The sequence below is a fragment of the Arthrobacter sp. K410C genome (assembly GCF_059090105.1).
In genome coordinates this window covers 1-23,277 of the sequence record NZ_JBNHFJ010000018.1, presented here as the reverse complement: position 1 = coordinate 23,277, position 23,277 = coordinate 1, and the positions used below count along the sequence as shown (strand labels likewise).

The 23,277-nt window shown below is 61.1% G+C and carries 23 protein-coding genes and 1 riboswitch; of the genes, 5 read left to right on the top strand and 18 right to left on the bottom strand.

The annotated features are described in order from the left end of the window. The first annotated feature begins 8 nt into the window (after positions 1-8). Entirely contained in the window at positions 9-1,829 is a 1,821-nt protein-coding gene (locus tag AC5RU7_RS18280; protein WP_494053431.1) for a glycoside hydrolase family 15 protein, read from the top strand. Here the strand turns inward: AC5RU7_RS18280 and AC5RU7_RS18275 are convergent. The 6 genes from AC5RU7_RS18275 to AC5RU7_RS18250 form a co-directional block, all read right to left on the bottom strand. Further along, positions 1,801-2,979: an HAD-IIA family hydrolase gene (locus AC5RU7_RS18275; RefSeq protein ID WP_494053430.1), complete on the bottom strand. Its 1,179-nt coding sequence runs from the start codon at positions 2,977-2,979 to the stop codon at positions 1,801-1,803. The two genes, AC5RU7_RS18280 and AC5RU7_RS18275, sit on opposite strands and share 29 nt — an antisense overlap. A gap of 2 nt (positions 2,980-2,981) precedes the next feature. Beyond that, a complete protein-coding gene (gene fbaA / locus AC5RU7_RS18270) occupies positions 2,982-4,001 on the bottom strand; it encodes a class II fructose-bisphosphate aldolase (RefSeq protein WP_494053429.1) in 1,020 nt (339 codons plus the stop codon). Between the two features lie 52 nt (positions 4,002-4,053). Beyond that, positions 4,054-4,290: a hypothetical protein gene (locus tag AC5RU7_RS18265; RefSeq protein WP_494053428.1), complete on the bottom strand. Its 237-nt coding sequence runs from the start codon at positions 4,288-4,290 to the stop codon at positions 4,054-4,056. An 85-nt stretch (positions 4,291-4,375) separates the two neighbouring features. After that, positions 4,376-4,585 carry a hypothetical protein gene (locus AC5RU7_RS18260; RefSeq protein ID WP_494053427.1) on the bottom strand — a complete coding sequence of 70 codons (210 nt, stop codon included), beginning with the start codon at positions 4,583-4,585 and terminating at the stop codon, positions 4,376-4,378. Between the two features lie 1,176 nt (positions 4,586-5,761). Next, on the bottom strand, positions 5,762-7,240 hold the full coding sequence (locus tag AC5RU7_RS18255) for an APC family permease (protein ID WP_494053426.1): 1,479 nt from the start codon (positions 7,238-7,240) through the stop codon (positions 5,762-5,764). 333 nt (positions 7,241-7,573) lie between these two features. Continuing rightward, positions 7,574-7,987, bottom strand: coding sequence for a cupin domain-containing protein (locus tag AC5RU7_RS18250; protein ID WP_494053425.1), 414 nt, complete (start codon positions 7,985-7,987; stop codon positions 7,574-7,576). A gap of 424 nt (positions 7,988-8,411) precedes the next feature. On the opposite strand from AC5RU7_RS18250, the gene AC5RU7_RS18245 reads away from it, so the two are divergent. From AC5RU7_RS18245 to AC5RU7_RS18235, 3 genes are all read left to right on the top strand, one after another. Beyond that, positions 8,412-8,792 carry a cupin domain-containing protein gene (locus AC5RU7_RS18245; protein ID WP_494053424.1) on the top strand — a complete coding sequence of 127 codons (381 nt, stop codon included), beginning with the start codon at positions 8,412-8,414 and terminating at the stop codon, positions 8,790-8,792. Between the two features lie 86 nt (positions 8,793-8,878). Next, positions 8,879-10,279 carry a trimethylamine monooxygenase gene (locus tag AC5RU7_RS18240; protein ID WP_494053423.1) on the top strand — a complete coding sequence of 467 codons (1,401 nt, stop codon included), beginning with the start codon at positions 8,879-8,881 and terminating at the stop codon, positions 10,277-10,279. A gap of 328 nt (positions 10,280-10,607) precedes the next feature. Then, positions 10,608-11,195 carry a TetR/AcrR family transcriptional regulator gene (locus AC5RU7_RS18235; RefSeq protein WP_494053422.1) on the top strand — a complete coding sequence of 196 codons (588 nt, stop codon included), beginning with the start codon at positions 10,608-10,610 and terminating at the stop codon, positions 11,193-11,195. A 96-nt stretch (positions 11,196-11,291) separates the two neighbouring features. Here the strand turns inward: AC5RU7_RS18235 and AC5RU7_RS18230 are convergent, their stop codons facing one another. From AC5RU7_RS18230 to tkt, 10 genes are all read right to left on the bottom strand, one after another. Then, a complete protein-coding gene (locus AC5RU7_RS18230) occupies positions 11,292-12,293 on the bottom strand; it encodes a Gfo/Idh/MocA family protein (protein ID WP_494053421.1) in 1,002 nt (333 codons plus the stop codon). Further along, a complete protein-coding gene (locus AC5RU7_RS18225; RefSeq protein ID WP_494053420.1) occupies positions 12,283-13,035 on the bottom strand; it encodes a YcnI family copper-binding membrane protein in 753 nt (250 codons plus the stop codon). The genes AC5RU7_RS18230 and AC5RU7_RS18225 overlap by 11 nt, the downstream gene beginning before the upstream one ends. Before the next feature lie 127 nt (positions 13,036-13,162). Further along, positions 13,163-13,435 (bottom strand): hypothetical protein, encoded by a 273-nt coding sequence (locus tag AC5RU7_RS18220; protein ID WP_494053419.1) that lies wholly within the window; start codon positions 13,433-13,435, stop codon positions 13,163-13,165. A gap of 459 nt (positions 13,436-13,894) precedes the next feature. Beyond that, positions 13,895-14,695 carry a thiazole synthase gene (locus AC5RU7_RS18215; RefSeq protein WP_494053418.1) on the bottom strand — a complete coding sequence of 267 codons (801 nt, stop codon included), beginning with the start codon at positions 14,693-14,695 and terminating at the stop codon, positions 13,895-13,897. An 18-nt stretch (positions 14,696-14,713) separates the two neighbouring features. Continuing rightward, complete coding sequence (locus AC5RU7_RS18210; protein WP_494053417.1) at positions 14,714-15,337, bottom strand: ECF transporter S component; 624 nt, start codon at positions 15,335-15,337, stop codon at positions 14,714-14,716. 60 nt (positions 15,338-15,397) lie between these two features. Next, positions 15,398-15,536, bottom strand: a riboswitch (TPP riboswitch). A 56-nt stretch (positions 15,537-15,592) separates the two neighbouring features. After that, positions 15,593-15,955, bottom strand: a complete 363-nt coding sequence (locus AC5RU7_RS18205; protein WP_494053416.1) for a cupin domain-containing protein — start codon at positions 15,953-15,955, stop codon at positions 15,593-15,595. A gap of 144 nt (positions 15,956-16,099) precedes the next feature. Continuing rightward, positions 16,100-16,573 carry a ribose-5-phosphate isomerase gene (locus tag AC5RU7_RS18200; protein WP_494053415.1) on the bottom strand — a complete coding sequence of 158 codons (474 nt, stop codon included), beginning with the start codon at positions 16,571-16,573 and terminating at the stop codon, positions 16,100-16,102. Positions 16,574-16,617: 44 nt separating this feature from the next. Beyond that, a complete protein-coding gene (gene rpe / locus AC5RU7_RS18195; protein ID WP_494053414.1) occupies positions 16,618-17,295 on the bottom strand; it encodes a ribulose-phosphate 3-epimerase in 678 nt (225 codons plus the stop codon). Between the two features lie 72 nt (positions 17,296-17,367). Beyond that, a complete protein-coding gene (gene tal / locus AC5RU7_RS18190; protein WP_494053413.1) occupies positions 17,368-18,483 on the bottom strand; it encodes a transaldolase in 1,116 nt (371 codons plus the stop codon). 24 nt (positions 18,484-18,507) lie between these two features. Then, complete coding sequence (tkt, locus tag AC5RU7_RS18185; RefSeq protein ID WP_494053412.1) at positions 18,508-20,661, bottom strand: transketolase; 2,154 nt, start codon at positions 20,659-20,661, stop codon at positions 18,508-18,510. 175 nt (positions 20,662-20,836) lie between these two features. On the opposite strand from tkt, the gene AC5RU7_RS18180 reads away from it, so the two are divergent. After that, the gene (locus AC5RU7_RS18180; protein WP_494053411.1) at positions 20,837-22,105 is read left to right on the top strand and encodes a helix-turn-helix transcriptional regulator; all 1,269 of its coding nucleotides are present in this window, start codon (positions 20,837-20,839) and stop codon (positions 22,103-22,105) included. A gap of 79 nt (positions 22,106-22,184) precedes the next feature. Here the strand turns inward: AC5RU7_RS18180 and AC5RU7_RS18175 are convergent, their stop codons facing one another. Further along, on the bottom strand, positions 22,185-22,805 hold the full coding sequence (locus tag AC5RU7_RS18175; RefSeq protein WP_494053410.1) for an MBL fold metallo-hydrolase: 621 nt from the start codon (positions 22,803-22,805) through the stop codon (positions 22,185-22,187). Then, a partial coding sequence (locus AC5RU7_RS18170) for a zinc-binding dehydrogenase (protein ID WP_494053409.1) occupies positions 22,805-23,277 on the bottom strand: 473 nt, incomplete at its 5' end. The genes AC5RU7_RS18175 and AC5RU7_RS18170, both read right to left, overlap by 1 nt.

Here is a 23,277-nt window from a genome sequence, read left to right as displayed (position 1 = left end):
GTGTCGACATGGCTGCACTCATAGAGGATTACGCGTTGCTTTCGGATCTTCAGACCGGTCCTCTCGTCTCCCGGGAAGGCAGCGTGGACTGGCTTTGTTTCCCGCGCTTCGATTCACCGTCTGTGTTCAGCCGGCTTGTAGGTTCTGATGAACACGGTCACTGGCTGTTAGCCCCCAGCGATTCAGGTGCTGTGGTTGTCGACCGGCATTACGTCGAATCAACGTTTGTGCTGCAAACGATGTGGGAAACTTCCGACGGACGAATCCTGGTGACGGATTTCATGCCCTTGGGAGACAGCAGTTCGTCCTTAGTCCGCCGTGTCACAGGTTTGGCCGGGAGCATGGAAATGCGGCAAGAACTCCGGATCCGGCCAGGATATTCCACTGTCCTACCGTGGATGAGCCGTGTTATCGACAGTGGGTCGACAGCATCGTTGGTTCTGTTGGCAATGGCAGGTCCGGATGCTTTCGCGCTGAGAGGCCCCCATCTGCCACAAGCCCATGCGCACGGACATGAAGGAACGTTCCTCATCTCCGAGGGCGAGACGGTGGATTTCGAACTAACGTGGTTCCCTTCGCACCGCCCCTTGCCTGCAGCAACGGACGTAGATGCTGCCCTCGAAGTGGCTACCGAGTATTGGAGCCGTTGGGGAAGCCACTGCAGACAAGACGGTGCCTATGGAGGCGCGGTTAAGCGTTCGTTGTTGGTACTTCGCGCCCTCACGCACATGGAAACCGGCGGCATCGTCGCAGCGCCCACGACGTCCCTCCCCGAGGATTTCGGGGGACCGCGGAACTGGGACTACCGGTACTGCTGGTTGCGCGACGCAGCCCTGACATTGGAGTCCATGCTGACTCACGGCTATGAAACCGAGGCGCTTCAGTGGCGCAACTGGCTCCTTCGTGCCCTCGCCGGTGACCCTGAGCAAATGCAGATCATGTACGGGGTCGGGGGCGAGCGGGAACTTCCGGAACGCGAACTTACCCACCTTCCTGGCTATGCCGACTCTAAGCCAGTGCGCATTGGCAACGCCGCCGTATCGCAGTTCCAAGCAGATGTTGTTGGTGAAGTAATGGTGGCCCTGGAGAGACTGCGTATGGCCGGAGGAAAAGAAGACCATTTCTCCTGGGCACTTCAGCAGGCACTCTTGGGCTTCGTCGAAAAGCATATCGATGATAGGGACTTCGGGCTTTGGGAGATGCGCGGCGAAGCACAATACTTCACCCACTCCCGAGTCATGATGTGGGCCGCCTTCAACAGCGCGGTCCGGGCGGTACGGCTGCACGGGCTGACTGGCGATGTGGAGAAGTGGGAGCACCTTCGTGACCGGTTGCGTGAGGAGATCATGCGCGAGGGATTCAACAGGAGCATCGGCTCATTCACCCAAACCTACGGTGGAACTCAAACAGACGCGGCGTTACTGGTGATGCCCCAGGTCGGTTTCCTTCCGTACAACGACGACCACATGCTCGGCACGGTCGCACGGTTGGAACAGGAACTCCTGACCGGCGACGGCCTTTTGCTCCGCTACCGGACAGAGAGCGGCGTTGATGGTTTGGAGCCGGGCGAACACCCTTTCCTCGCATGCTCATTCTGGCTGGTGGAACAATACGCACGCACAGGTCGGCACGGCGAGGCAAAGACCTTGATGGACAAACTCGTGGGGCTCGCAAACGAGCTCGGCCTGCTGAGCGAAGAGTACGCAAGCGATGAAGGTCGGATGGCCGGTAACTTTCCCCAGGCATTCTCACACTTGACCCTCGTCAGGGCGGCCGACGCCATGCACGGGGTGGACCGACTCAGCCTGGCTGTCGAAGAACCGGATTGAACACGATCTCCGGTTTAGCGGCGGGTGCCGTATCAGCGTGGGCCGCCCACCATGCGGCGCAGGCTGCCCGCCAGCTGTTGAGGTCATCTTCAGGGCCGTTGATGCTCAGCGCGGAACCCGACACCCTGGCCACTGCCCCGCCGCAGGAGTAGGCGCCGTCCTCGGCTGTGACTGCTGGGTACTCCTCGTAGAGTTCGCGCAGGGAGCGGATCACGTAGCTTGGGCGCTCGTCTACGGGGGCAACGAGTGCCGTTTGGACTGAATCGACGCCCGTGAGGACGAGGACTGTAGCCATACCTGCGCGGTTTCCGCCCAGAATGTCGGTGTCCAGTCGATCGCCAACAACCAAAGGGCGCTTGACGCTTGAGTGGCGCGCTGCCGTCTCGAACAGGGCTGCTTCTGGTTTTCCTGCCACCAGGGGCACTTTTCCGGTGGCGGCGGTAACCGCTGCCACCAGTGATCCGTTTCCGGGAGCGAACCCCCGCTCCTGCGGAAGAGTCATGTCCAGGTTCGTAGCTACCCATGTAGCGCCCGCCGTGATCGCGTAGGCAGCTTCTGCCAGGTCTTTCCAACCGAGTTCGGGGGAAAACCCCTGAATGACTGCGTCTGGCCGGTCATCCGAAGTGGGTACGACGATGAGTCCTTGTGACCGAACGGAGTCCGCGAGGACCCGACTGCCGACGACGAGTACAGACGCACCGCGCTGAACCTCGCCAGCCAGCAGTTCTGCACCGGCCAAGGCAGATCCGAAGACCTGCTCAGCGGTGGCAGGTGCTCCTAGTTCGCGCAGATGGGCAGCAACCTCCTCGGGTGAGCGCGAAGCGTTATTGGTCACGTACGCCAGGCTTTTGCCCTCGCCGGCGAGCCTGTCGAGTGCTTCGGTGGCGCCGTCGATCGCCTGCGGTCCGGTATAGACGACGCCGTCCAGGTCCGCGAGCACCCCGTCAAAGCCGTCAATCAGCCGCTTGCCGTCTACCTCCCGCTCGCTGGCCGGCTTGGGCTGTCGCGTGGAGGGGGCGCCTTCATCCCGGTCAGCAGGAGACGGTCCAACCCGTGGCGCTGGTCTTTGACGCTTCGCAGCACATGGCTCCAACTCGGCGAGCAGGGTGACCTCGGCCTCCATGAGGTTATTCCGCTGATGGCGGTCCATGGCTACAGCTTCTTTCCGGCCGAGCCGAGCTGCTTGGTGGCCTCCACGACGCGGGCTGTGAGGCCTGCTTCTGCCGAGGCGCCCCAGACGCGGGGGTCGTAGGTCTTCTTGTTGCCCACTTCGCCGTCCACCTTCAGGACACCGTCGTAGTTCTTGAACATGTGGTCGGCCACCGGACGTGTGTAGGCGTATTGGGTGTCGGTGTCGATGTTCATCTTGATGGTGCCGTAGGACACGGCGTCAGCGATTTCCTGGTCCGAGGAGCCGGAGCCGCCGTGGAACACCAGGTCGAACGGGTTTTCCTTGCCGATCTTCGCACCCACCTGGGCCTGGATGTCCTTGAGGATCTCCGGGCGGAGCTTGACGCCGCCGGGCTTGTAGACGCCGTGGACGTTGCCGAAGGTCAGCGCGGTGATGTAGCGGCCGTTCTCGCCGGCACCCAGGGCCTCAACGGTGGCCAGGGCGTCCTCAACGGTGGTGTAGAGCTTTTCGTTGATCTCGTTCTCAACGCCGTCCTCTTCACCGCCCACGGTGCCGATTTCAACCTCGAGGATCATCTTGGCGGCGGCGGTACGCTCCAGCAGCTCGCGGGCGATGCGGAGGTTCTCCTGCAGCGTCTCGGCGGAGCCGTCCCACATGTGGGAGTTGAACAGCGGGTTGCGGCCGGCCTTGACCTCAGCCTCGGAGGCGGCCAGCAGCGGCAGGACGAAGCCGTCCAGCTTGTCCTTGGGGCAGTGGTCGGTGTGCAGCGCGATGTTCACGCCGTAGTTCTTGGCCACCTCGCGGGCGAAGGCTGCAAAGCCCAGGGAACCGGCCACCATGTCCTTGGTGGAGGCGCCGGACCAGTAGGCGGCACCGCCGGTGGAAACCTGGACGATGCCGTCGGACTCAGCCTCGGCGAAACCGCGCAGTGCGGCGTTCAGGGTCTGCGAGGAAGTCACGTTCACGGCCGGGTAAGCGAAGCCGCCTGCCTTCGCGCGGTCGATCATCTCGGAGTAGATCTCTGGGGTTGCAACGGGCATGCTGACTTCCTTGATTGGGGGGTATTCGACCGCAGTTGGACGGAATTGGGTCTTAGCTGGTGTACAGGGTGACGGGATCATCACGAACAAATAGACGGCGAGAGCCGGTGCCGTGCTCGATGACCCAGATCACCTGGCCGTTGTCGGCGCAGTCATCTACAAAGGCTGGGTAAAGGAATGAACCGTTGGACCACACTTGAACACAGTCCCCTTGCTGCAGGGTAGCCCACTCATGGACAGGCTGCTGGCCCGGGAACAAGCGCCTTCCCCCGGTTGCCTCCTTGAACATGTTCTATTCCTTCTTTTGCGCCACGGCGGGTCAGCTGCGCTGTGCATCGCACGGCCGGCCCCAAAAGCCTCTGGACAAGACAGAACTAGCGAACGACTTCGTGCGTCATGCCGAATGGAACCTGGTCTGAGAGCGCGGCCGTATAGTGTCCCGGCCGGTTGCGAACGACCAAGATACCGTGATCGCCCGTAAGCATTGCCAGCTCCTGGAGCGTCTTCACGGCTTCATTGAGGCGCTCGTCCAGGACGCGGCGACTAGTGACGTGAATATCGATGGAGTCAAGGAAGGCGGTCATGGTCTTTCCTTTCTGTTTTCGCTGGGCGGGTTACCGTTGCGCCTGCCTTCGGCGAGGCTGCGGCACTCATCCCCAGGCTTTGCGGTGTGAGTGGCATCACATATCGTGTTTGCTGTAGCAAAGGTATCGCGCATAAATCATATAGTCCAGCCTTTTTAGCAGCCGGTCCAATTCGTGGAGCGCATCGCTCCAATTGCCGGAGGCCAGCGCGGAAGTCAGTTTCGGGGCGGCGACGGTCCGGCCGTGCCCCCGCTCAAAAGGGTGGTTTAAACAATCCTAAATTGGGATTTCTCCTACCCGTTCCGGGCCGGACGATGGAGGCTTAGCTGACCCAGATACAAACCGAGCGGCGACACTGTGCAGGCCCCAGCGAAGTCCAAGTGGTCTGTGTCCGAACTGCAGCGCGGTGCGCAAAGTGCGCGACACCCCTGGAACAGCAAAGGAAACGCGATAAGGGAGAGTCTGTGTGGGAAAAGTAGAGCCCGATGATCCAGTCGTCCTCGAGGTTACTGCGATGCCGTCACCAGGCCGACCGCTTGTTCTTCTTCGCCCCGGGGAATTTGTCCAACTGTCACAAATCCCGCCACCGCGAAACCGCGACCTCGAGATACAACAACTCATCCACGACCTCGCGGTGCTCGCAGCAACGCGCGGCCTGCGTTCTACCGGTATAACCTCGCCCCGAAATTTCGAGTGAAGCTGTCGGTAGCGGTCGAAAAGTGAACCATCACGTGGGGAGTGACGTCGTCGCCTCCGCCGGCGGTTCCGCTGCTTTGATTTCCCCCAAGTTTGTGGAGCTGGAACGCCAGTCAAAGCCTGCATTCAGGACCTGGTGTACTTGGCTCGGAGCCAGGGAGCCCGGGAGCTCGAATCGATGCCAAGCCTCAGGCTCGCCGCGAGCCAGCTCGACGCGAATCCAGAACCGAGTCCCGTCCAGCCTCGGTCTCGGCGTCACATTTGTCCACCCTTGCGGCAGCCGAAGGCCTGGTCGCGCTTTACCCGGCTCCGGGCAAAACGCAACCAGGCACCTCGGCGATTTTCACGATGATAACTAGGTACGAAAAACTTATATTTTTCCAAAGGTCCTGAATGAGCGACGGTGTGCGAGCATCGGCATTGCGATGAGCAGTTGAAGCCGCCTGCGGTCCTAAACTTTCTTGTAGTCGTGAGTATTGCTTATGGAATTGGAAGTTTTTCGAGATCTTCGACATCGTCTGAAGAGCGAGCAGGGGATGGTTCTTGTTTCGTCCGCCTTGATTCGTGCTGAGAGTAGAACCAGATGGGTATATAGACTGCCAGTACTATAAAGCCGAGCCAGGTTGGCGCCCAGCCAATTTCCAGGCTGTTGAGATAGACGACACCGATCAGGCACAAGGGCAGATTAAACAGTCCGAAGAGCATGGCGACACGTTTCCATCCCTTGGGTGCTTTGAAGGGTCTTTCCAGGTTTGCCAATGCCGGATGTTTTTTGGCCTTGACGTAGGCGAACAGGCTGATGCCGTTGGCACAGGTGTAACCGATCGCGGCAGCCGCAAGAATTGCCGTCATGGAGCCCATCGAAATGAGGACCATGTTGAACGCTGCGGTGACGAGCAAGGCGATGAACGGGGTTCCGTGGCGGTTGGTTTTGCCAAAGATCTTGGGAAGGTTGTTCTCGGTTGACATGGAGTGCAGAGCGCGCGAGGAACCCAGGTATGCGGTTTGGATGATGAGTATCATGGCCGCAATCAACACGATGATCGTGATGGTCGTGCCCGTCCCGCCAAATACCGCTTGGGCGACTGGAATTAGGGGGGAAATCGGCTCGGCGATGACGCCGTCAACGCCAAGCACACCGATTACTGCAGCTTGCACCAGGACATATGAGAAGAAGCAGATAATGCCGCAGGCGAAGAGCGCTTTGGGAACATCTTTGGAGGGGTTTTTGTATTCAGGGCCGTAAATGGCGGCCGTTTCCCAACCGCAGGCGCTCCACTGTGCAATCGCGAAGATGCCAAAGAGAATCAGGATGTGGTGCATATCCCAGGCCCAATCAGCCGGCATCCAACTGCCGGTGATGTTGTCCAGGTCGACATGGCCGGTGGCAAAAGGCGCGACGGTCAGGATTATGAGCGGTATCAGGGAAACTGCCGCAAGGATGTAACCCAGGATGGCGCCGTCCTTGAGACCGAACCAGTTGATCACGAACAGTCCGGCGAAAATTACCAAGCCCGAGATCAACGAGAGCTGATACTCGGTGAATGTCCCAGCCAGCACCGGAAACAGCCCATGCAGGTAGCCGCCGACCAGGATGGCGAAGATTGCCAGCACCGGGTTCCAGGCAAACCAGTAGCTCCAGGCGCTGAAGCCACCGATCAGCTTGCCCTTGTCATACTTGCCCTTGTAGTTCTCAGTGCGAAATATGTGCTGGGCATAGCCCGGAAGGCCTGAGGCCTTAGGGAAGGTTGTGGCCATTTCAGCATACGCGGCGTTTTGCATGAAGCCCTGAATGACTGATAATCCCCAGACGAGGATTGCCGCGGCAGATAGATACAGTGGGATATAACCCAGCGACGGCAATATCAGCAGGGGCACGCCCAGTGAAATGGACAGCCCCTGCTTCCAGTCGATTGTTCTTTTCAGGTGATTGGCTGTATCCAAGCTATTTTCACTCATAAAATTCTCCTTTGAATAGCGGTGAAAACTAAAGAATTCTGCTGGTAGGGGTGACGCGGGCACTTGCCTTTGCCAGGCACCTCTAAGTGATCAAAAAGTGGGTGGCTGGGTATGAATCACCCGTGAGGCTGAAGGGGGTTCCCGATTGTGCAGACACGAGGCGGAGATAAGGGTTCGCTGCCGCTGTTTCTTAGTTCGCAGACACCCAAGGGTCACAGGTTGAACTGCTCCAGGTGAGCCTTGGTGATTGCTCTTCCTGCCAAGCTTGATGGTTGCGACGCCTTTGAGACGAACGCTTCGTCAGTGGTTCGACGATCTGTGTGCTACTCGGGTTTATATTTCGAAGTATCGGAAGGAGTGCGACTTCAGACCTTCGGGATTGGGTCCGTACATCGTGACCATGCGTGCGTAGACCGGGGCCCAGTATCGGCCGAGCTGGCCGGGATTAACGCGAGCTGAATCGCCCGGCTTCAGGATGACAGTCTTGCCCTCACTCTCCACGTGGAGCTCACCTTCCAGAACGAAGTTTGTCTCGCTATGCGGGTGGAAGTCTTCCCAACCGCAGGACCTCAGTTCCCACTCCGAGAGTATGAAATCATCCCAGCTGCCTACTGGATCGGCATTGATGAATCTGCAGTGCAACCGTTGCCATTCGTCCTTCATAGGCTTCATGGACTTAATCGGCCAGAAGTCGATCTTTTCCCCTGCCATAGGTGCCAAGGGCTGAGAGTTGCTGGTAGTAGCCATAGTTTTTGAACCCTTTCTTAAGGCGCGCGATCTGCCGTCCGAATGCTTCGCTGGATCCGGGGCCAGGTTGCGTCATCGTGATGTGGGTCACGGCGATGTCCACTGTGACAGGGACATCCGTTCAAGTCAATCGTTCAAAAGGATAGGTGCCCGGGCTCGAATGCCGCATCAACGAAACGTGAAAAAAGCGAACATGAACGGTTGACTTGCACGCTTGTTCATGTCACCTTTTTTGTAGCGAGCAAACGTGACTGGCATCACAGCATTTAGCTCGGGCCAGCGCCCAGGAGGCCACCCGCGAGGCTAGGGCATGTCGGCTTTTTTCGATCCCTAGAGCCCCTACAGGGGTACCAACTTGACCTTCAGGGCAATTCTGCACGGCATCACAGACCACCAGTTCTTCCCCCATTTCAAAGGAGAAATCATGGAAACCACCCTCATCGGAACGCTCAGCAAGGCCGGATCCATCCACAAGGTAGAAAGCGGCTATGTCGGCCTGCCGTCAATGAACGAACCTGGCACTGTAGCTGCCATCGGCGACTCCCTCCACAACCCGCAGGGCTCGGTCATGTCCGCCGGATTTTTTGAGCTGAAGGCTTCCGAGCCGCTGGTCTACACCTACACGTACGACGAAATGAAAGTCGTCATTAAGGGTGAGTTCATCCTCACCGATCAGCTGACGGGCGAGGTTACGCACGCAAAAGAGCGCGACGTTCTGTTCTTCCCCAAGGGCACAACAGTGAAGTTCGAGACCCCTGAGTATGCCCTGGGGTTCTTCGTCGGTGACCGCAATTTCGCTGCCTAGACCAACCAACGGGCGGTCAAGACCCGTAGCGCAACTTACACCGCCGCACACCGGCGACCTAAAACATCTTTGTAGAGGAGAAGACCATGGTATTACGAGTCGGAATCATTGGCGCCGGCCCCAGCGGCCTGGCACAACTGCGGGCGTTTGAATCAGCGCGTCAGAAAGGCGCCTCGATCCCCGAGATCACATGCTTTGAGAAGCAGGGCGAGTGGGGCGGACAGTGGAATAACAGCTGGCGGATCGGGTTGGACGGTCAGGGCGAGCCGGTGCACTCCAGCATGTACCGGCACCTATGGTCGAATGGGCCCAAGGAGTGCCTGGAGTTTTCGGACTACTCCTTTGACGAGCACTTCGGCCGTCCGATCTCCTCCTTCCCGCCGCGCGAGGTCCTCTTCGACTACATCAAGGGCCGCGTGGAAAAGTCAGACGTTCGCAAGTACGTCAAATTCAATACGGTTGCCCGCCACACCAGCTACAACGGGGCCACGCAGGAATTCACGGTGACGGTTGAGGACCTCAAAACCAACCTCACGGAGACCCATGTGTTCGACAAGCTCGTAGTGGCCACCGGCCACTTCCACGTCCCCGCCGTCCCCGAGTTCAAGGGCATCGAAACCTTCCCGGGCGAGGTTCTGCACGCCCACGATTTCCGCGGCGCCGAGCGCTTTTACGGCAAGAAGCTGCTCATGATCGGAAGCAGCTATTCCGCAGAGGACATCGGCATGCAGTCTCACAAGATGGGCGCCGCATCCATCACCCTCAGCTACCGCACGGCCCCGATGGGTTATCACTGGCCGGAGAACACGGTGGAGCGCCCGCTCGTCACCCATTTCCAGGGCCGCACAGCGTACTTTAGCGACGGTACACACGATGACTTTGACGCCGTCATCCTTTGCACCGGATACCAGCACAAATACCCGTTCCTACCCGGGGAGCTGTCGCTGAGATCACCGAACGTGCTATACCCTGGCAACCTCTACAAGGGTGTGGTGTGGCTACAGAACGACAACCTGTTCTACCTGGGCGCCCAGGACCAGTACTACACGTTCAACATGTTCGACGCGCAAGCATGGTTTGCCCGCGATGTGATGACCGGAAAGATCGACCTTCCATCCCTCACGGAGCGCAAGGCGGATATCCAGCTCTGGCTCGACCGCCAGGCCGCACTGTCCGATCACGACGCAGAAGCCGATTTCCAGACGGACTACCTGCGGGAACTCATTGAGGCAACAGACTACCCTCCCTTCGATCTGGACGCCGTCTGCCAGTTGTTCAAGGACTGGATGCACCACAAGCACGATGACATCCTGGGGTACCGCGATATGCTCCACCGTTCAGTGGTCACCGGCACCATGGCGACGAAGCACCATACACGCTGGATCAATGCAATGGATGACTCGATGGAGCGCTACCTGCACGGAGCCTCCCAGGATCTGGACAACGTGGCACCTGACGATCTCACGGAGACCGTAGCCGCCACCTAACCAAGGTCACGTGGCGTCAGGCCGTCGGCTGGGCTTACCAGGCGGCGGCCTGCCACGTGTACGAGTCAGCCCTACTACTTCTACCTCATGACCTTCGTGGCATCGACAACGGCACCTCTCGTGGGGAGGAACCAGTTCGGTTACTGCGTGGAGTGGTGGAAGTGTTTCCTAAAAGCTCTCGAAATCCGGGCAAATTATGGGCACTAAGGGAAACGAACACAAGTTCGGGTCAAGCGTTCTAGACAGGAAATGAACCTTTCACTCGCCAGGCCATAGTCTTAAGAGGTGCCCCAGGAGGGCCGCCGAACGCGAGACTGGAGAGTGAATTATGCGGGTGTCCTCAAAAGATCGAAAAGAACAGCTGATTTCAGCAACCGTGGAACTTATGAGGCGCGAGGGTGTTCAGTCTGTAACCATGCGCGCCATTGCTAAAGAGGCCAATGCTCCCTTGGCCACTGCCAATTATTGCTTTAGCGGCAAGGAAGAGCTCATGGAGGCGGCCGCCGAGGCTTGGCTAAAAAACCTGAGCAGCTTTTCCGGGGACGTCCCGGCCCACCTAGGCCTTCGTAATGCGGTGGAACAAGTGGCTAAAGGCTATTGGCGAGCACTGGAAGAAGAGCCGGGCAGTCTCCTTGCTGAGATCGAGCTCATTTTGTGGGCAACACGCGGCGCCGCCGTCAGCCCGCTGGCCGCGAAGATTTATCCTGCCTACGAAGTGGAGCTGGGAGGCATATTCTCATCGGCAGCCCAAAGCAATGGCGACGAGTGCCGTATTGGCATCCCTGAGCTCGTAAGGTCTTTCCTGATGATCTACGACGGGGCGGCCCTTCAATACCTGACCGACCCAACGGCGGCCGACCACCGCGCCTTGTTCTTCATGACGCTTGATGCACTGCTGACCAGGGCCGGCGTCTGAGGACAACTCTGCCGCTAACCGCGGCAACGCGGAGAGTCAACGACCGAAAGGGTCTCCTTGCTGGTCACCCACCGCTATGACAGTGCCACAGCTGTTTCAGTCGGAGCGGAACGCCTCTTCGTTGCGTGCCGCCCGATCGAGGGCTTCAAGCACCCGGGCATTGTTGGCCGCGTCCGTGAGATCGTAGCGGAGCGGAGTACCGTTCAGGACGCTGTCAGAGAAGTGTTCGCTCATCCGTACGAAGTGATTTTCTCCCTTGATCTTGTGATAAATCGTGTCCTTTCCGAAGTGGTGCTCCTCCAGAACCGAATCCTCCTCAAGAAGGCCAAACGGATTATCGAGGTAGAGGCGGCCCTCGGTTCCGGTCAGTTCCAGGAAGTTGCGTCGTTCGAGGTTTACTCCGGTATCGAACAGCGCTGTTACGCTGCCGGGGAAGCGCAGTATGCCCGCAATACTGGTGTCGATTCGACCCTCGTCGTTGGCGTCGCGGTAGTTGCCGAATGCGTTGACTCGGCTCGGTTCCTGGGCGGTAACCATACGGCTGACGTTGACGCAGTAGCATCCCGTGTCGAAAAGTGCGCCGCCGCCGAGCTGGCTGTACCAGCGAATGTTGTCACCGCTGCCGGCGTCGAACGAATGCCCGACGTGAATAAAGGTCAGTTTGCCTACGGCATTGCCCGCGAGCAGTTCCTGCAGCTTTTCGAAACGCGGGTGAAAGCGGTACATGAAGCCTTCCAGGACTTTAAGCCCGGTCTCCTCGGCCTTTTGTCTAACCTCATCGCATTCGGCGGCGCTGGTCACCAGTGGTTTTTCACAGAGTACGTGCTTGCCTGCGTCCAAGGACTTCAGTATCCACTCGAGGTGGAGTGCGTTCGGCAACGGAATATACACAGCGTCGATGTCCGGGGAAGCAAGAAGCGCGCCATAGGAGCTAAACGCCTGCGGGATCCCGTGCCTGTCCGCGTATTCCCTGGCCTTTCCCTCGGTGCGGGAGGCGATGCCAACGACTTCCCCGTTCTTCGCCTCCTGCAGCGCCGGGATTGTCTTACGGACGATACGGGCGGTGCCGAGCACGCCCCAACGCAATTTATCGCTCATCTAAATCTCCTCGACGAATGGTGCGCGTACGTGCGAGGGCAGTTACACCGGTGATCAGCCCGATCAGCCCTGCTGCAAGGCCGAGCCATCCTACTGCCGATCCCGCATCAGTGGCAGCGGAGATGCTGGACGCAGCCGCGGCCGGAACGTGGGCGTTGGGAGTTGCAGTGCTGCCCTGTGAGTGGCCATCCGTCTTTGCCGTGGTGGTGAAGGCGGGGGCCGGGTATTCTGGCTCGGCTTGGCTCTCGCTGGTTTCCTGTTCCCATTTCACGGTGTTCCCGTCGGTGTAGGTCTGGGACGCAGGCAGGATCAGTTCAGTACCGGCTTTGGGCAGCACGCCGACCGAGATGGAAAAGGTTTGGTACTCATGCGGACCGATCTGGTGAGCTTCATCCGCGGTCCAGATGACGGAGGTCGGCGCCTTGGTGACGGTTGCGCCGTTGACGGTGACGGGCTGCGGCAGTTCGCTGTTCACCACCTCTGCCTTCCACCCGACCACGGGCTTCACGGAGACGGAGGTGAATGGCGTCTCCGTGGGCAGGGAGATTTCGAGTTTGCTGGTTCTGGCCGTTTCGGATTCGTTTGGCACCCGGAAGGTTAGTTGGGTGTAGCTGCCCTCGGCTGTGCCGTCAGGGTCGACGCGGACGTGGGCGGAAGCTGTGCCTGTGCTTAGGGCCACCAGCCCGGCAGCCAATGTTGTGGCGGCGACGGTGCTAAGGGTACGGCGAGGTGATGTCTTCATGGCAGAATGCCTTTCGCGGAACTAAGGGATGGTGAGGTCAAGAAACCCAGGCGGGGCATGGGGCGCACGCCTGTTGTCGGCGGCGGCCGGTCCCTGGTTTCCTGTGTTCCAGACGGAAGGCGGGTACTCAGGTGGCCGCGGGGACGGCTGGTGGCGGACCTCGCCGGGTAGGAAGTCGCAGCGAGGCGGCTGCCGGGGAAGTTACGACGTCGGTGCGCCACCGGGTGCGGACCGTCGGCGGCAAGGCGATGAAGTCAGGGAGTCGCACGAGCGGCTCAAGCAAGGTGGCTACAAGGCGCAACGCATCCTCGCCACGAGCCAGGAGCAGCGCTGTGACCAGAGTGGCAACGGCGTGGGCAGTGAACATCAGCCATCCGCTCGCTGCGTCAGCGGAAGACATGACGATCCCCACGGAAGTGTCTGTGCCAGGAGCCGGCAGGTGTCCGGCATGCGGGAAGCGGGCAACAGCAGAGCCGAGGTGGGGTGCTGTCCGGGGCCGAGAGCGTCAAGGGACCAATGCAGCCACCCTTGGCCGGCGCCCAGCGAACAAAGAAGCCCAGGTACCGAGAACCGGTGTGAGGAAAGCATCACTATCGGAACCAAGGTCACAACGAAGAGCGCGGTCATGACCTCGGGCCGGGGCGCGTGACCGCCACCAGCGAGGTGTCCGCCCGCACCGAGAATGAAAATCAGGGATCCCACCAGACCGGCGCGGAGCAGCCGGACGGACGTTTGTGTCGTCATCTCTGCTCCTTCCCGGCATCCATGATCCCGTCATGTGTGGTCGTGGGAAACGCTGTATCAGGATGGTTTTACCTACCGTTTTGGACGGCTTGCAGTCGGTGGTGCCTGCACCCCGTTACAGGAACTCGGCTCGTCCTTCCAAGGGTGATGACGCCAGTGCATGCTCGCGGCGGGGTATGCGGCCGCCGCGGTTCGCCAGCCTTCCAGAGAGGACTGCGTGTTTAAATGCGGTGGCCATGCGCACCGGATTCTGTGCCCGGGTGACAGCTGTAGCCAGCAGGACAGCGTCACACCCCAGTTCCATTGCAAAGGCCGCGTCCGAGGCGGTTCCGATGCCAGCGTCGAGCACGACGGGCACGGAAGCGCGGGACACAATCAGCTCGATGTTGTGCGGGCTCAGGATGCCCAGGCCCGTGCCGATGGGTGAGCCAAGGGGCATAACGGTGGAGGCTCCCAGATGCTCGAGCCGTAGGGCCAGGACCGGATCATCGTTGGTGTACGCGAATACCTTGAAGCCGCGGTTGACCAATTGCTCCGTGGCATCGACCAGTTCCACGGCATCGGGCAACAGGGTGTGCTCGTCAGCTATCACCTCGAGCTTGACCCAGTCGGTTTCCAATGCTTCGCGCGCCATTTCGGCGGTGAGCACCGCATCTTTTGCCGTGAAGCAGCCTGCGGTGTTGGGCAGCACCCGGATCTTGTGGTCGAGCAGGAGTTGGAATAAGGAACCGGCCTCCGACGGCGAATAGCGCCGCATGGCGACGGTGGTCAGCTCGGTCCCAGAAGCAACGAGGGCGCTTCCGAGTCCGTCCAGGCTGGGGGCTCCGCCAATGCCCATAATGAGCCGCGGAGTTATTTCGACTCCGTCAATGATCAACGGATCGCTGTCCACGCACATTTCGGTGGTGATGGTCATCAGCTAACCTTTCAGGCCTCAGGAGAGGACGGACTCCGTGGCTGCCTTGCGCGAGGCAAAGGAGCTCAGGACCCCGGTCTTCGCCAGGCCACGGGTCGCGATCCAGGACAGGGCACCGGCGATGACCGCGCCGGAAATCGCGGTGAAGATGATGTAGGCAAGCTTGTCACCGCCGGAGTACGCAATGTTCCAGCCCCACGGCGCGAAGGAATCGTTCAGGCCGCAGAACAGGCCCGCGGCAGCACCGGCCAGCAGCGACACCGGCAGGTTGAACTTCTTGTAAACGAAGATCGCGAAGATGATTTCAGCGCCCAGGCCCTGGACCAAGCCTGAGAACAGCACCGAGGCGCCGTACTGCGAGCCCATCAGGAGCTCACCGGTGGCTGCCACGGTCTCGCAGAACAATGCCGCGCCGGGCTTGCGGATGATCAGCATGCCCAGCACTGCCGGGATCATCCAGCCGCCGGCGATCAGGCCGGTCAGGGGCGGGTAAACCGCGTTCATGGGCCCGGAGACCGCGGCCGCGCCCTGGGACCAGGCCCAGAAAATCACGCCGCCGGCGATGGCGATCAGGGCCGCCACCACGATGTCCACGACGCGCCAGGACTTGCTGGTGGTCTTCTTGATTGCTGCAGTGCTCATGAAAAAATCCTCCTGGGAAACAGGAGGGGAAAGCACGGCACGCGGCTACTGCCGTTACCGGACTTCGAGAACTCGACTCCCTTGCGCCGGTACTAACCGGATCAGGTTCGAGGGTCTGCGGCTGTCCGCACTCTCAGCGCCCACCTGCGGTCCCCGGCCATGGCCAGTGCCGGATGGCGGCGCTCCCCTGTCGTTGTATGAATGGCTACAAACTGTAAGGCCTGGCACGTGTCCAGGCCTTACAGTTTCCCTGGGTCAGGGCGTGAAAATGACGAAGAATTTTCTGATGCGCTCCTGGATTTCCCAGGTGCCCTTCCAACCGATGGGGAAGATAGCTGCGGTTCCGGCCTCTACGGTAGTCGGCTCTCCGCCATCCTCGGTAACCACCATGCGGCCTTCAAGGACGTAGATCGACTCGCCGCGCTCCAGAAACTCCCATCGTGAAAGGCCTGGGTCAGCTTCCCAGACTCCGGAGAGGATCCGGGAATCATCGCTGGTAAAGGGGATAGTGATCCGCGTCGGAATCTCGTCGCCCAGCACTTCGGCCAGGGGTGGACCGAGCGGTGCTTCGTCCAGCTTCCCCTGGAAGAGGGCGGTCGGCTCGAAAGTTATGCTCATGTGAATCTTCCTTTCTGGGTTGCTCCCCCGGGACGGGAGAGTCGGTGTTGGGATCCCCGACTGGTCTAAGCAGCGGGAGAACTTTCCGGGATGGCTGGCGGCAGGGTTGACGACAACCTTGGCCCGGGGTTTTGTTGGTGGGGGTTATTCGACGATCTCGCCCGTGGTTTCGAAGGTAGCGATTTTGCCGATGCGGCGCTCATGGCGTTCGGCATTAGTAAATGGTTCTGCCAGGAATGCTTTGACCAGTTCCGTGGCCTCTTCGACGCTGTGCTGCCTGCCTCCGACGGCGACCACGTTGGCATCGTTGTGTTGGCGGGCGAGCCTGGCTGTGTCGAGGTTCCACGCGAGGGCTGCCCGGACTCCCTTGACCTTGTTTGCGGCGATTTGCTCGCCGTTGCCGGAGCCGCCCAGCACGATTCCGAGCGCGTCCATGCCTGCCGCCCGGTCGGCCACGACGGCGGCGGCGGCGTTGATGCAGAATGCGGGGTAGTCGTCCTCGGCGTCGTAGGCGGCCGGTCCGTGGTCCACCATCTCGTAGCCGCTGGCTGCGAGCGAGGTGATCAGATGGGAGCTGAGCTCCATGCCGGCGTGGTCGGTTGCGATGTGAACGCGCATTATGGGTCCTTCAAGATTGGTAACGGTGATGGGGCGGCCTGCTGCTATGCGAAGGCAAGCTGGCCGTTCGCGCGCAGCGACTCGATTGCCTCAGCAGGGGAAGGTTTGCCGTACACGGCCGAGCCCGCGACAAAGACGTTGGCGCCGGCCTCGGCGGCACGGGTGATGGTTTCTTCCGTGATGCCGCCGTCCACCTGGATGGCTACGTTCACCCCTGAACCGTCGACGGCGGCGCGAGCCCGGCGGATCTTGGGCAGCATCACGTCCAAAAAGGCCTGGCCGCCAAAGCCCGGTTCAACGGTCATGATCAGCAGCATGTCCAGTTCGGAAAGCATGTCCAGGTACGGTTCCACCGGCGTGGCAGGGCGCAGGGCCATGCCGGCCTTCGAGCCCCGGGCGCGAAGCTCACGGGCAAGCTTGATCGGTGCAACCGATGCTTCAACATGGAAGGTGACCGAGGCAATCCCGGCGTCAGCGAACTGGGGGGCCCAGGTGTCAGCATTGGAAATCATCAGATGGGCATCCAGCGGCACAGGACTGACCTTCTGGATCCTTTCCACGACAGGCAGGCCGATGGTCAGGTTCGGGACGAAGTGGTTGTCCATAACGTCCACGTGGACAGCATCGGCATTGCTGATGCGGGCAAGCTCTGCTTCGAGGTTGACGAAGTCGGCCGACAGGATGCTGGGATTGATACAGCAATTTAGGGGTGGCTTGGACATGGTGTCCGCCTTTCTGATCTGCGGCCACTGCGCGGGACCCCTATGGGTCCCGCGCAGGGCGCACTCAATGGTTCAGGATGCCTTCCGGGCGCTGGAGAGCGCGCCCTCAACATCGGCCAGCAGTTCCTTCCAGCTGGCCACGAACTTGTCCAGACCTTCGGATTCCAGGAGAGTGACGACGTCGTTGTAGGAGACGCCGAGGCGCTCGATGGCGGTGAGCACACCTTGTGCTTCCTCGTATGTGCCGGTGATCGTGTCGCCGGTGATCACGCCGTGGTCGAAAGTGGCGTCCAGCGTTTTCTCGGGCATGGTGTTTACCACGTCGACGGCGGCGAGTTCGGTGACGTAGAGGGTGTCCGAGTAAGCGGGGTCCTTCACACCGGTGGAGGCCCATAGCGGCCGCTGCCGGCGGGCGCCGGCTTGAGCCAGGACTGCCCAGCGTTCAGTGGCAAACAGCTCCTCGTAGACCTGGTAAGCCAAGCGGGCGTTGGCGACGCCTGCCTTGCCCTTGAGCGCCCTGGCTTCGTCGGTGCCGATGGCGTCGAGGCGCTTGTCGATCTCGGTATCCACACGCGAAACGAAGAAGGACGCCACCGAATGGATCTTCGAGAGGTCGTGGCCGTTCTCCTTGGCCTGTTTCAGGCCGGCCTGGAAGGCGTTGATGACGGCACGGTAGCGCTCCAGCGAGAAGATCAGGGTCACATTGACGCTGATACCCTCGGCCAGAACGGAAGTGATGGCCTCAAGGCCCTCAAGGGTGGCCGGGATCTTGATCAGGACGTTGTCTTTGTCGACCTTCTTGAACAGTTCTTTGGCCTCGGCGATGGTGCCGGCGGTGTCCCAGGCGAGGCGTGGGTCCACCTCGATGGACACGCGGCCGTCAACGCCGTTCGTCGCGGCGGCGATAGGGGCGAAGAGGTCACAGGCGTCCGCGACATCGGTGGTGGTGATCTCGAAGATCGTCTCCTCCACGCTGCTGCCCCGCGCGGCAAGCCCGGCGATGGCGGCGTCGTAGTCGGTGCCCGAAGTTATCGCGGCCTGGAAGATGGACGGGTTGGTGGTCACGCCAACCACGTTCTTCTCTTCGATGAGCTTCTGCAGCCCGCCGCTGGAGAGCCGGCCTCGGGAAAGATCGTCCAGCCAGATCGATACTCCGGCGTCGGAGAGCTGTTGGGTGGGAGTAGTCATTGTCTTTTCTCCTGAAATCGGTTGTTAGGCCTGCAGGCCTGCGAGGGAGTCCTTAGCGGCGGCTGTGACTGCTTCCGCCGTGATGCCGAACTCCTGGAAGAGACGCTTGTAGTCAGCGGAGGCGCCGTAGTGCTCGAGGCTGATGGAACGGCCGGCATCACCGACGAATTCCTTCCAGCCCAGGGCCAGTCCTGCTTCAACGGAGACACGCGCCCTGACCGCGGACGGGAGGACCGACTCACGGTAGGCAGCGTCCTGCTTGTTGAACCACTCAACGCACGGCATGGAGATGACACGGGTGGCGATGCCTTCGGCCTGGAGTGCTTCGCGGGCCTGGACTGCCAGCTGCACTTCGGAGCCGGTGGCGATCAGGAGCACCTGGGCCGGGACGGTGGCACCGCCATTGGATGCCTCGGCCAGGACATAGCCGCCCTTGGCCACACCTGCCGGGGAAGCGAACGTGTCACCCTCGGCGGTCCCCTCGCCGCGGGCGAAAGTCGGAACGTTCTGGCGGGTCAGGACGATGCCGGCCGGGTTGCTGTGGTTTTGCAGCATGGTCTTCCATGCGATGCCAACCTCGTTGGCGTCGGCCGGTCGAACAACATCCAGGCCCGGGATCGCACGCAGGGTGGAGAGCTGTTCCACCGGCTGGTGGGTGGGGCCGTCCTCGCCCAGTCCAATGGAGTCGTGTGACCACACATAGATGGACCCGACGCCCATCAGGGCGCCGAGGCGGATGGCCGGCTTCTGGTAGTCACTGAAGATCAGGAACGTCCCTGAGAACGCGCGGGTCTTGCCGTGCAGGCTGATGCCGTTCACGATCGAGGCGGCGGCGTGCTCGCGGATGCCGAAGTGCAGGACGCGGCCGTAGGGGTTGCCCTTCCAGGCTTCCGTGGAGCGGGAAGCCGGGATGAACGACGGCGATCCCTCGATGGTGGTGTTGTTGGACTCGGCGAGGTCGGCTGAACCGCCCCAGAGTTCCGGCATGACCGGTCCGATGGCGTTCAGGACCTTGCCGGACGCGGCGCGGGTGGAGACGTCCTTACCTGCCTCGAAGACAGGCAGGGCGGCGTCGAGTCCGGCGGGCAGCCGGCGGGCTTCGACGCGCTCCAGCAGGGCGGCGCCCTCGGGGTTGGCGGACTGCCAAGCGGAGAAGGACTCTTCCCATTCGGAGCGGGCGGCTGCGCCGCGGTCCACAACCTTGCGGGCGTGGGCAAGGACGTCCTCATCCACCTCGAAGGACTTGGCGGGGTCGAAGCCCAGCACTTCCTTCAGAGCTGCAACTTCATCGGCGCCCAGGGCTGACCCGTGGATCTTGCCCGTGTTCTGCTTCTTGGGGGCGGGGTAGCCGATGATGGTGCGCAACGAGATGATGGACGGCCTGGAGGTCTCAGCCTTGGCCGCCAGCAGCGCGGAGTAGAGCTCTTGGACGTCTTCGACGTATTCGCCCGTCTCGGTCCAGTCAACGCGCTGGGTGTGCCAGCCGTAGGCTTCGTAACGCTTCAGGACATCCTCAGTGAAGGCGATGTCGGTATCGTCCTCAATGGAGATGTGGTTCTCGTCGTAGATGACGACGAGGTTGCCCAGTTCCTGGTGGCCGGCCAGGGAGGAAGCCTCCGAGGTCACGCCTTCCTGGATGTCGCCGTCGGAGGCAATGACCCAAATGGTGTGGTCGAACGGGCTCTCGCCGGCGGGGGCATCGGCGTCGAACAGGCCGCGCTGGCGGCGCTGGGAGTAGGCAAAGCCCACCGAGGATGCAAGGCCCTGGCCCAGCGGGCCGGTGGTGATCTCCACACCGGCAGTGTGCTTGTACTCCGGGTGGCCGGGGGTCAGTGCCCCCCAGGTCCGCAGCGCCTGAAGGTCCTCCAGTTCCAGGCCGTAGCCTGACAGGAACAGCTGGCTGTAGAGGGTCAGCGAGGAGTGCCCCGGGGACAGGATGAACCGGTCACGGCCGATCCAGTCCGGATCGCGCGGATCGTGGCGCATCAGCTTCTGGAAAAGGAGATACGCAGCAGGAGCCAGGCTCATCGCGGTCCCCGGGTGTCCGTTGCCTACCTTCTCAACGGCGTCGGCTGCCAGGACGCGGAGTGTGTCCACCGCGCGCTGGTCCTGGGACGTCCAGTCCAGTACAGCAGTATCAGGACGCGGGGTGAGTACGGCATTTGCTGTCGGGTTCACTATTAATCCCCTTTGTTTGAATGATTTGGCCTTGCGCGACCACATGAACTTTCGGTTAGATCCATCATCGCGAAACAAAGGGGTAGCAGTAATCCTGTTTTCTGGCAGTTTTTACTATACTTTAGGACTGGGTGGTGTGATCCACCTCTCCTCGACCAGCCACTAGGAAGATGACATGACCGTTACAGACCTGCCATGGCCACTGTTGCAGACCGTTGCTGCCCTGGCTGATGCCCCACTGGCCAAAATAGCGGAACGGCTCCGTAACGCCACCCTGCCTTACATCAAGAGCAGTGCGCTGGTCATCTTCACCGAGGACTGTACTGGCAGGCCCCAGAAGAAGGCGGGTGCGGAGGACATCATTTCCCGTGTCAGCATCCCGGAATTGGACGAGCTTCGCGCCACCCTGTCCGACGAAACGCCTTGGTTTGGGGAAGCCGACCTGGCCGGCAAACCCCGGCAGGTGCTAGCTCACAAGCATGCCGCCAGCCAGGCCCTCCTCGTCCTCACCGATCCCTCCCCCACCGGTTCGGGAGATGACGCCAACCTGGACCTTGTGACGTTCCTATGGCGCATCGCGGCGCGGCGAATCCAGGAAAAAGTGGCGGATGCACCGCCGTCGTACTTGTTGGAGTCCCGGGCAGCATCAGCTGAACGCATCCGTGTGACGGCCGAACTGACCGATCTGCATTCGACCACTCTCGAAACCCTCATGGCAGCCCTGCGCTCGGCGTCCCTGGACGATGCAGCTGCCCGCACAACCGTCATAGAACTCACTGCCAAGGCCCTCCTCGGGTTAAGGACCCTTAGTGACCGGACAACAGACATAGCAGAAGAGCCCGTCGCCAAAGCCTTCGAACGGCTGCGGGAAGACTTGCGGCCGCTCACGGGCTTTAGCGGCATTGACGTCCAATTCATCGAACCACCCTTGAATGGCAGGGCCCTCCCCGGCGAGATCGCCCATGCTGCCCGTGCCATCGTCCGCGGACTTGTCCTGGCCATGATGGAACAAACAGACATCACCAGAATCCGGACACAGTGGGACTGCGATGGCGGAAACCTGCTGATCAACGTGCGAGATGACGGAGGCGGTGCACTCACCGCCGAAACGCCGAGCATCGTGGGCCTGCAACGCCGGGTCCAAGCGCTCTCCGGACAGCTGCGGATGGACGTCATGTCCGGTTGGGGGGCCGACATCTTCGTATCACTCCCCCTGGACCCGCCCGCCCGCCCCACCGGAGATGTAGCGGGATGGAATCTTGCCGCAAGGGAACTCGAGGTACTCCAGCACCTCGCCGCCGGACACCGCAACCGTACTATCGCCTCAACAATGGGCATCAGCGAGAACACGGTCAAGTTCCACGTGCGAAACCTGTTCAGGAAGCTCGACGTCGGGTCACGAACCGAAGCTATCGCCTTGGCCCACAGCCACGGACTCCGGTAACGCTGCTTTTTGACACCAGCAGAGGCGCGCCGGGCATTCCCGGCGCGCCTCACTTACTCACTCCTGGTGAAATTGCTGCCTACTGCGGAACCTTGGCAAGAGTTTCCTGCTCGGCGCCGATGGTGGTGTCGTCGCCGTGGCCGGTGCGGACCACAGTCTCGGGCGGCAGCACCAGGAGCCGCTCCCGGATGGAAGCCAGGATGGTCGGGTAATCACTGTAGGACCGGCCGGTGGCGCCGGGGCCGCCGTTGAACAGCGTGTCCCCGGTGAAGACCGTTGCTTCGCTTTCGAGATAGAAGCACGTGGAGCCAGGGGAATGGCCGGGCGTGTGAATTGCCAACAGGGCCGTTTCTCCCACCTCGAACACGTCTCCGTCTCCGTGGTAACGGTCAGGTTCGTAGTCCGGGTAGACCTGCTCCCAGAGCACAAGGTCCTCCGGGTTCAGGTAGATCGGGGCACCCACGGCGACGGCAACTTCCCGGGCAGCGCCGATGTGGTCGTTGTGCGCGTGGGTCAGCAGGATGGCCTTGACCTTCCGGCCGCGGACCTGATTGATGATCGTAGCGGCGTCGTGCGGGGAGTCAATGATCACGCATTCCTCGTCGTTGCCCACGATCCAGACGTTGTTGTCCACGTCCCAGGTGCCACCGTCGAGCGAAAACGTCCCCGAGGTGACCACGTTCTCAATCCTGACGGCCATTAGATTGCACTCCTCTGCGTCAGGTCGACCACCGAACGCAGGACCTTGCCCTTATGCATCCGTTCGAAAGCCTCCTCCACTTGATCAATGCTGATGCGTTCGGTGACGAAGGCGTCCAGGTCCAGGTTGCCCTGCTTGTAATGCGAGACGAGCATCGGGAAGTCCCGGGAGGGCAGGCAATCGCCGTACCAGGAGGACTTCAGCGAACCGCCCCGGCCGAACACGTCCAGCAGCGGCAGCTCCAGCTGCATCTCCGGCGTCGGGACGCCCACCAGCACCACCCGGCCGGCGAGGTCGCGGGCATAGAACGCCTGCTTGTACGTTTCGGGACGGCCGACGGCGTCAATCACCACGTCCGCCCCGTTGCCACCGGTCAGGGCGCGGATGGCCTCCACCGCGTCTTCCTGCCGGGAGTTCACGCCATGGGTCGCGCCCAGGGACCTGGCCATCTCGATCTTGTTATCGTCGATGT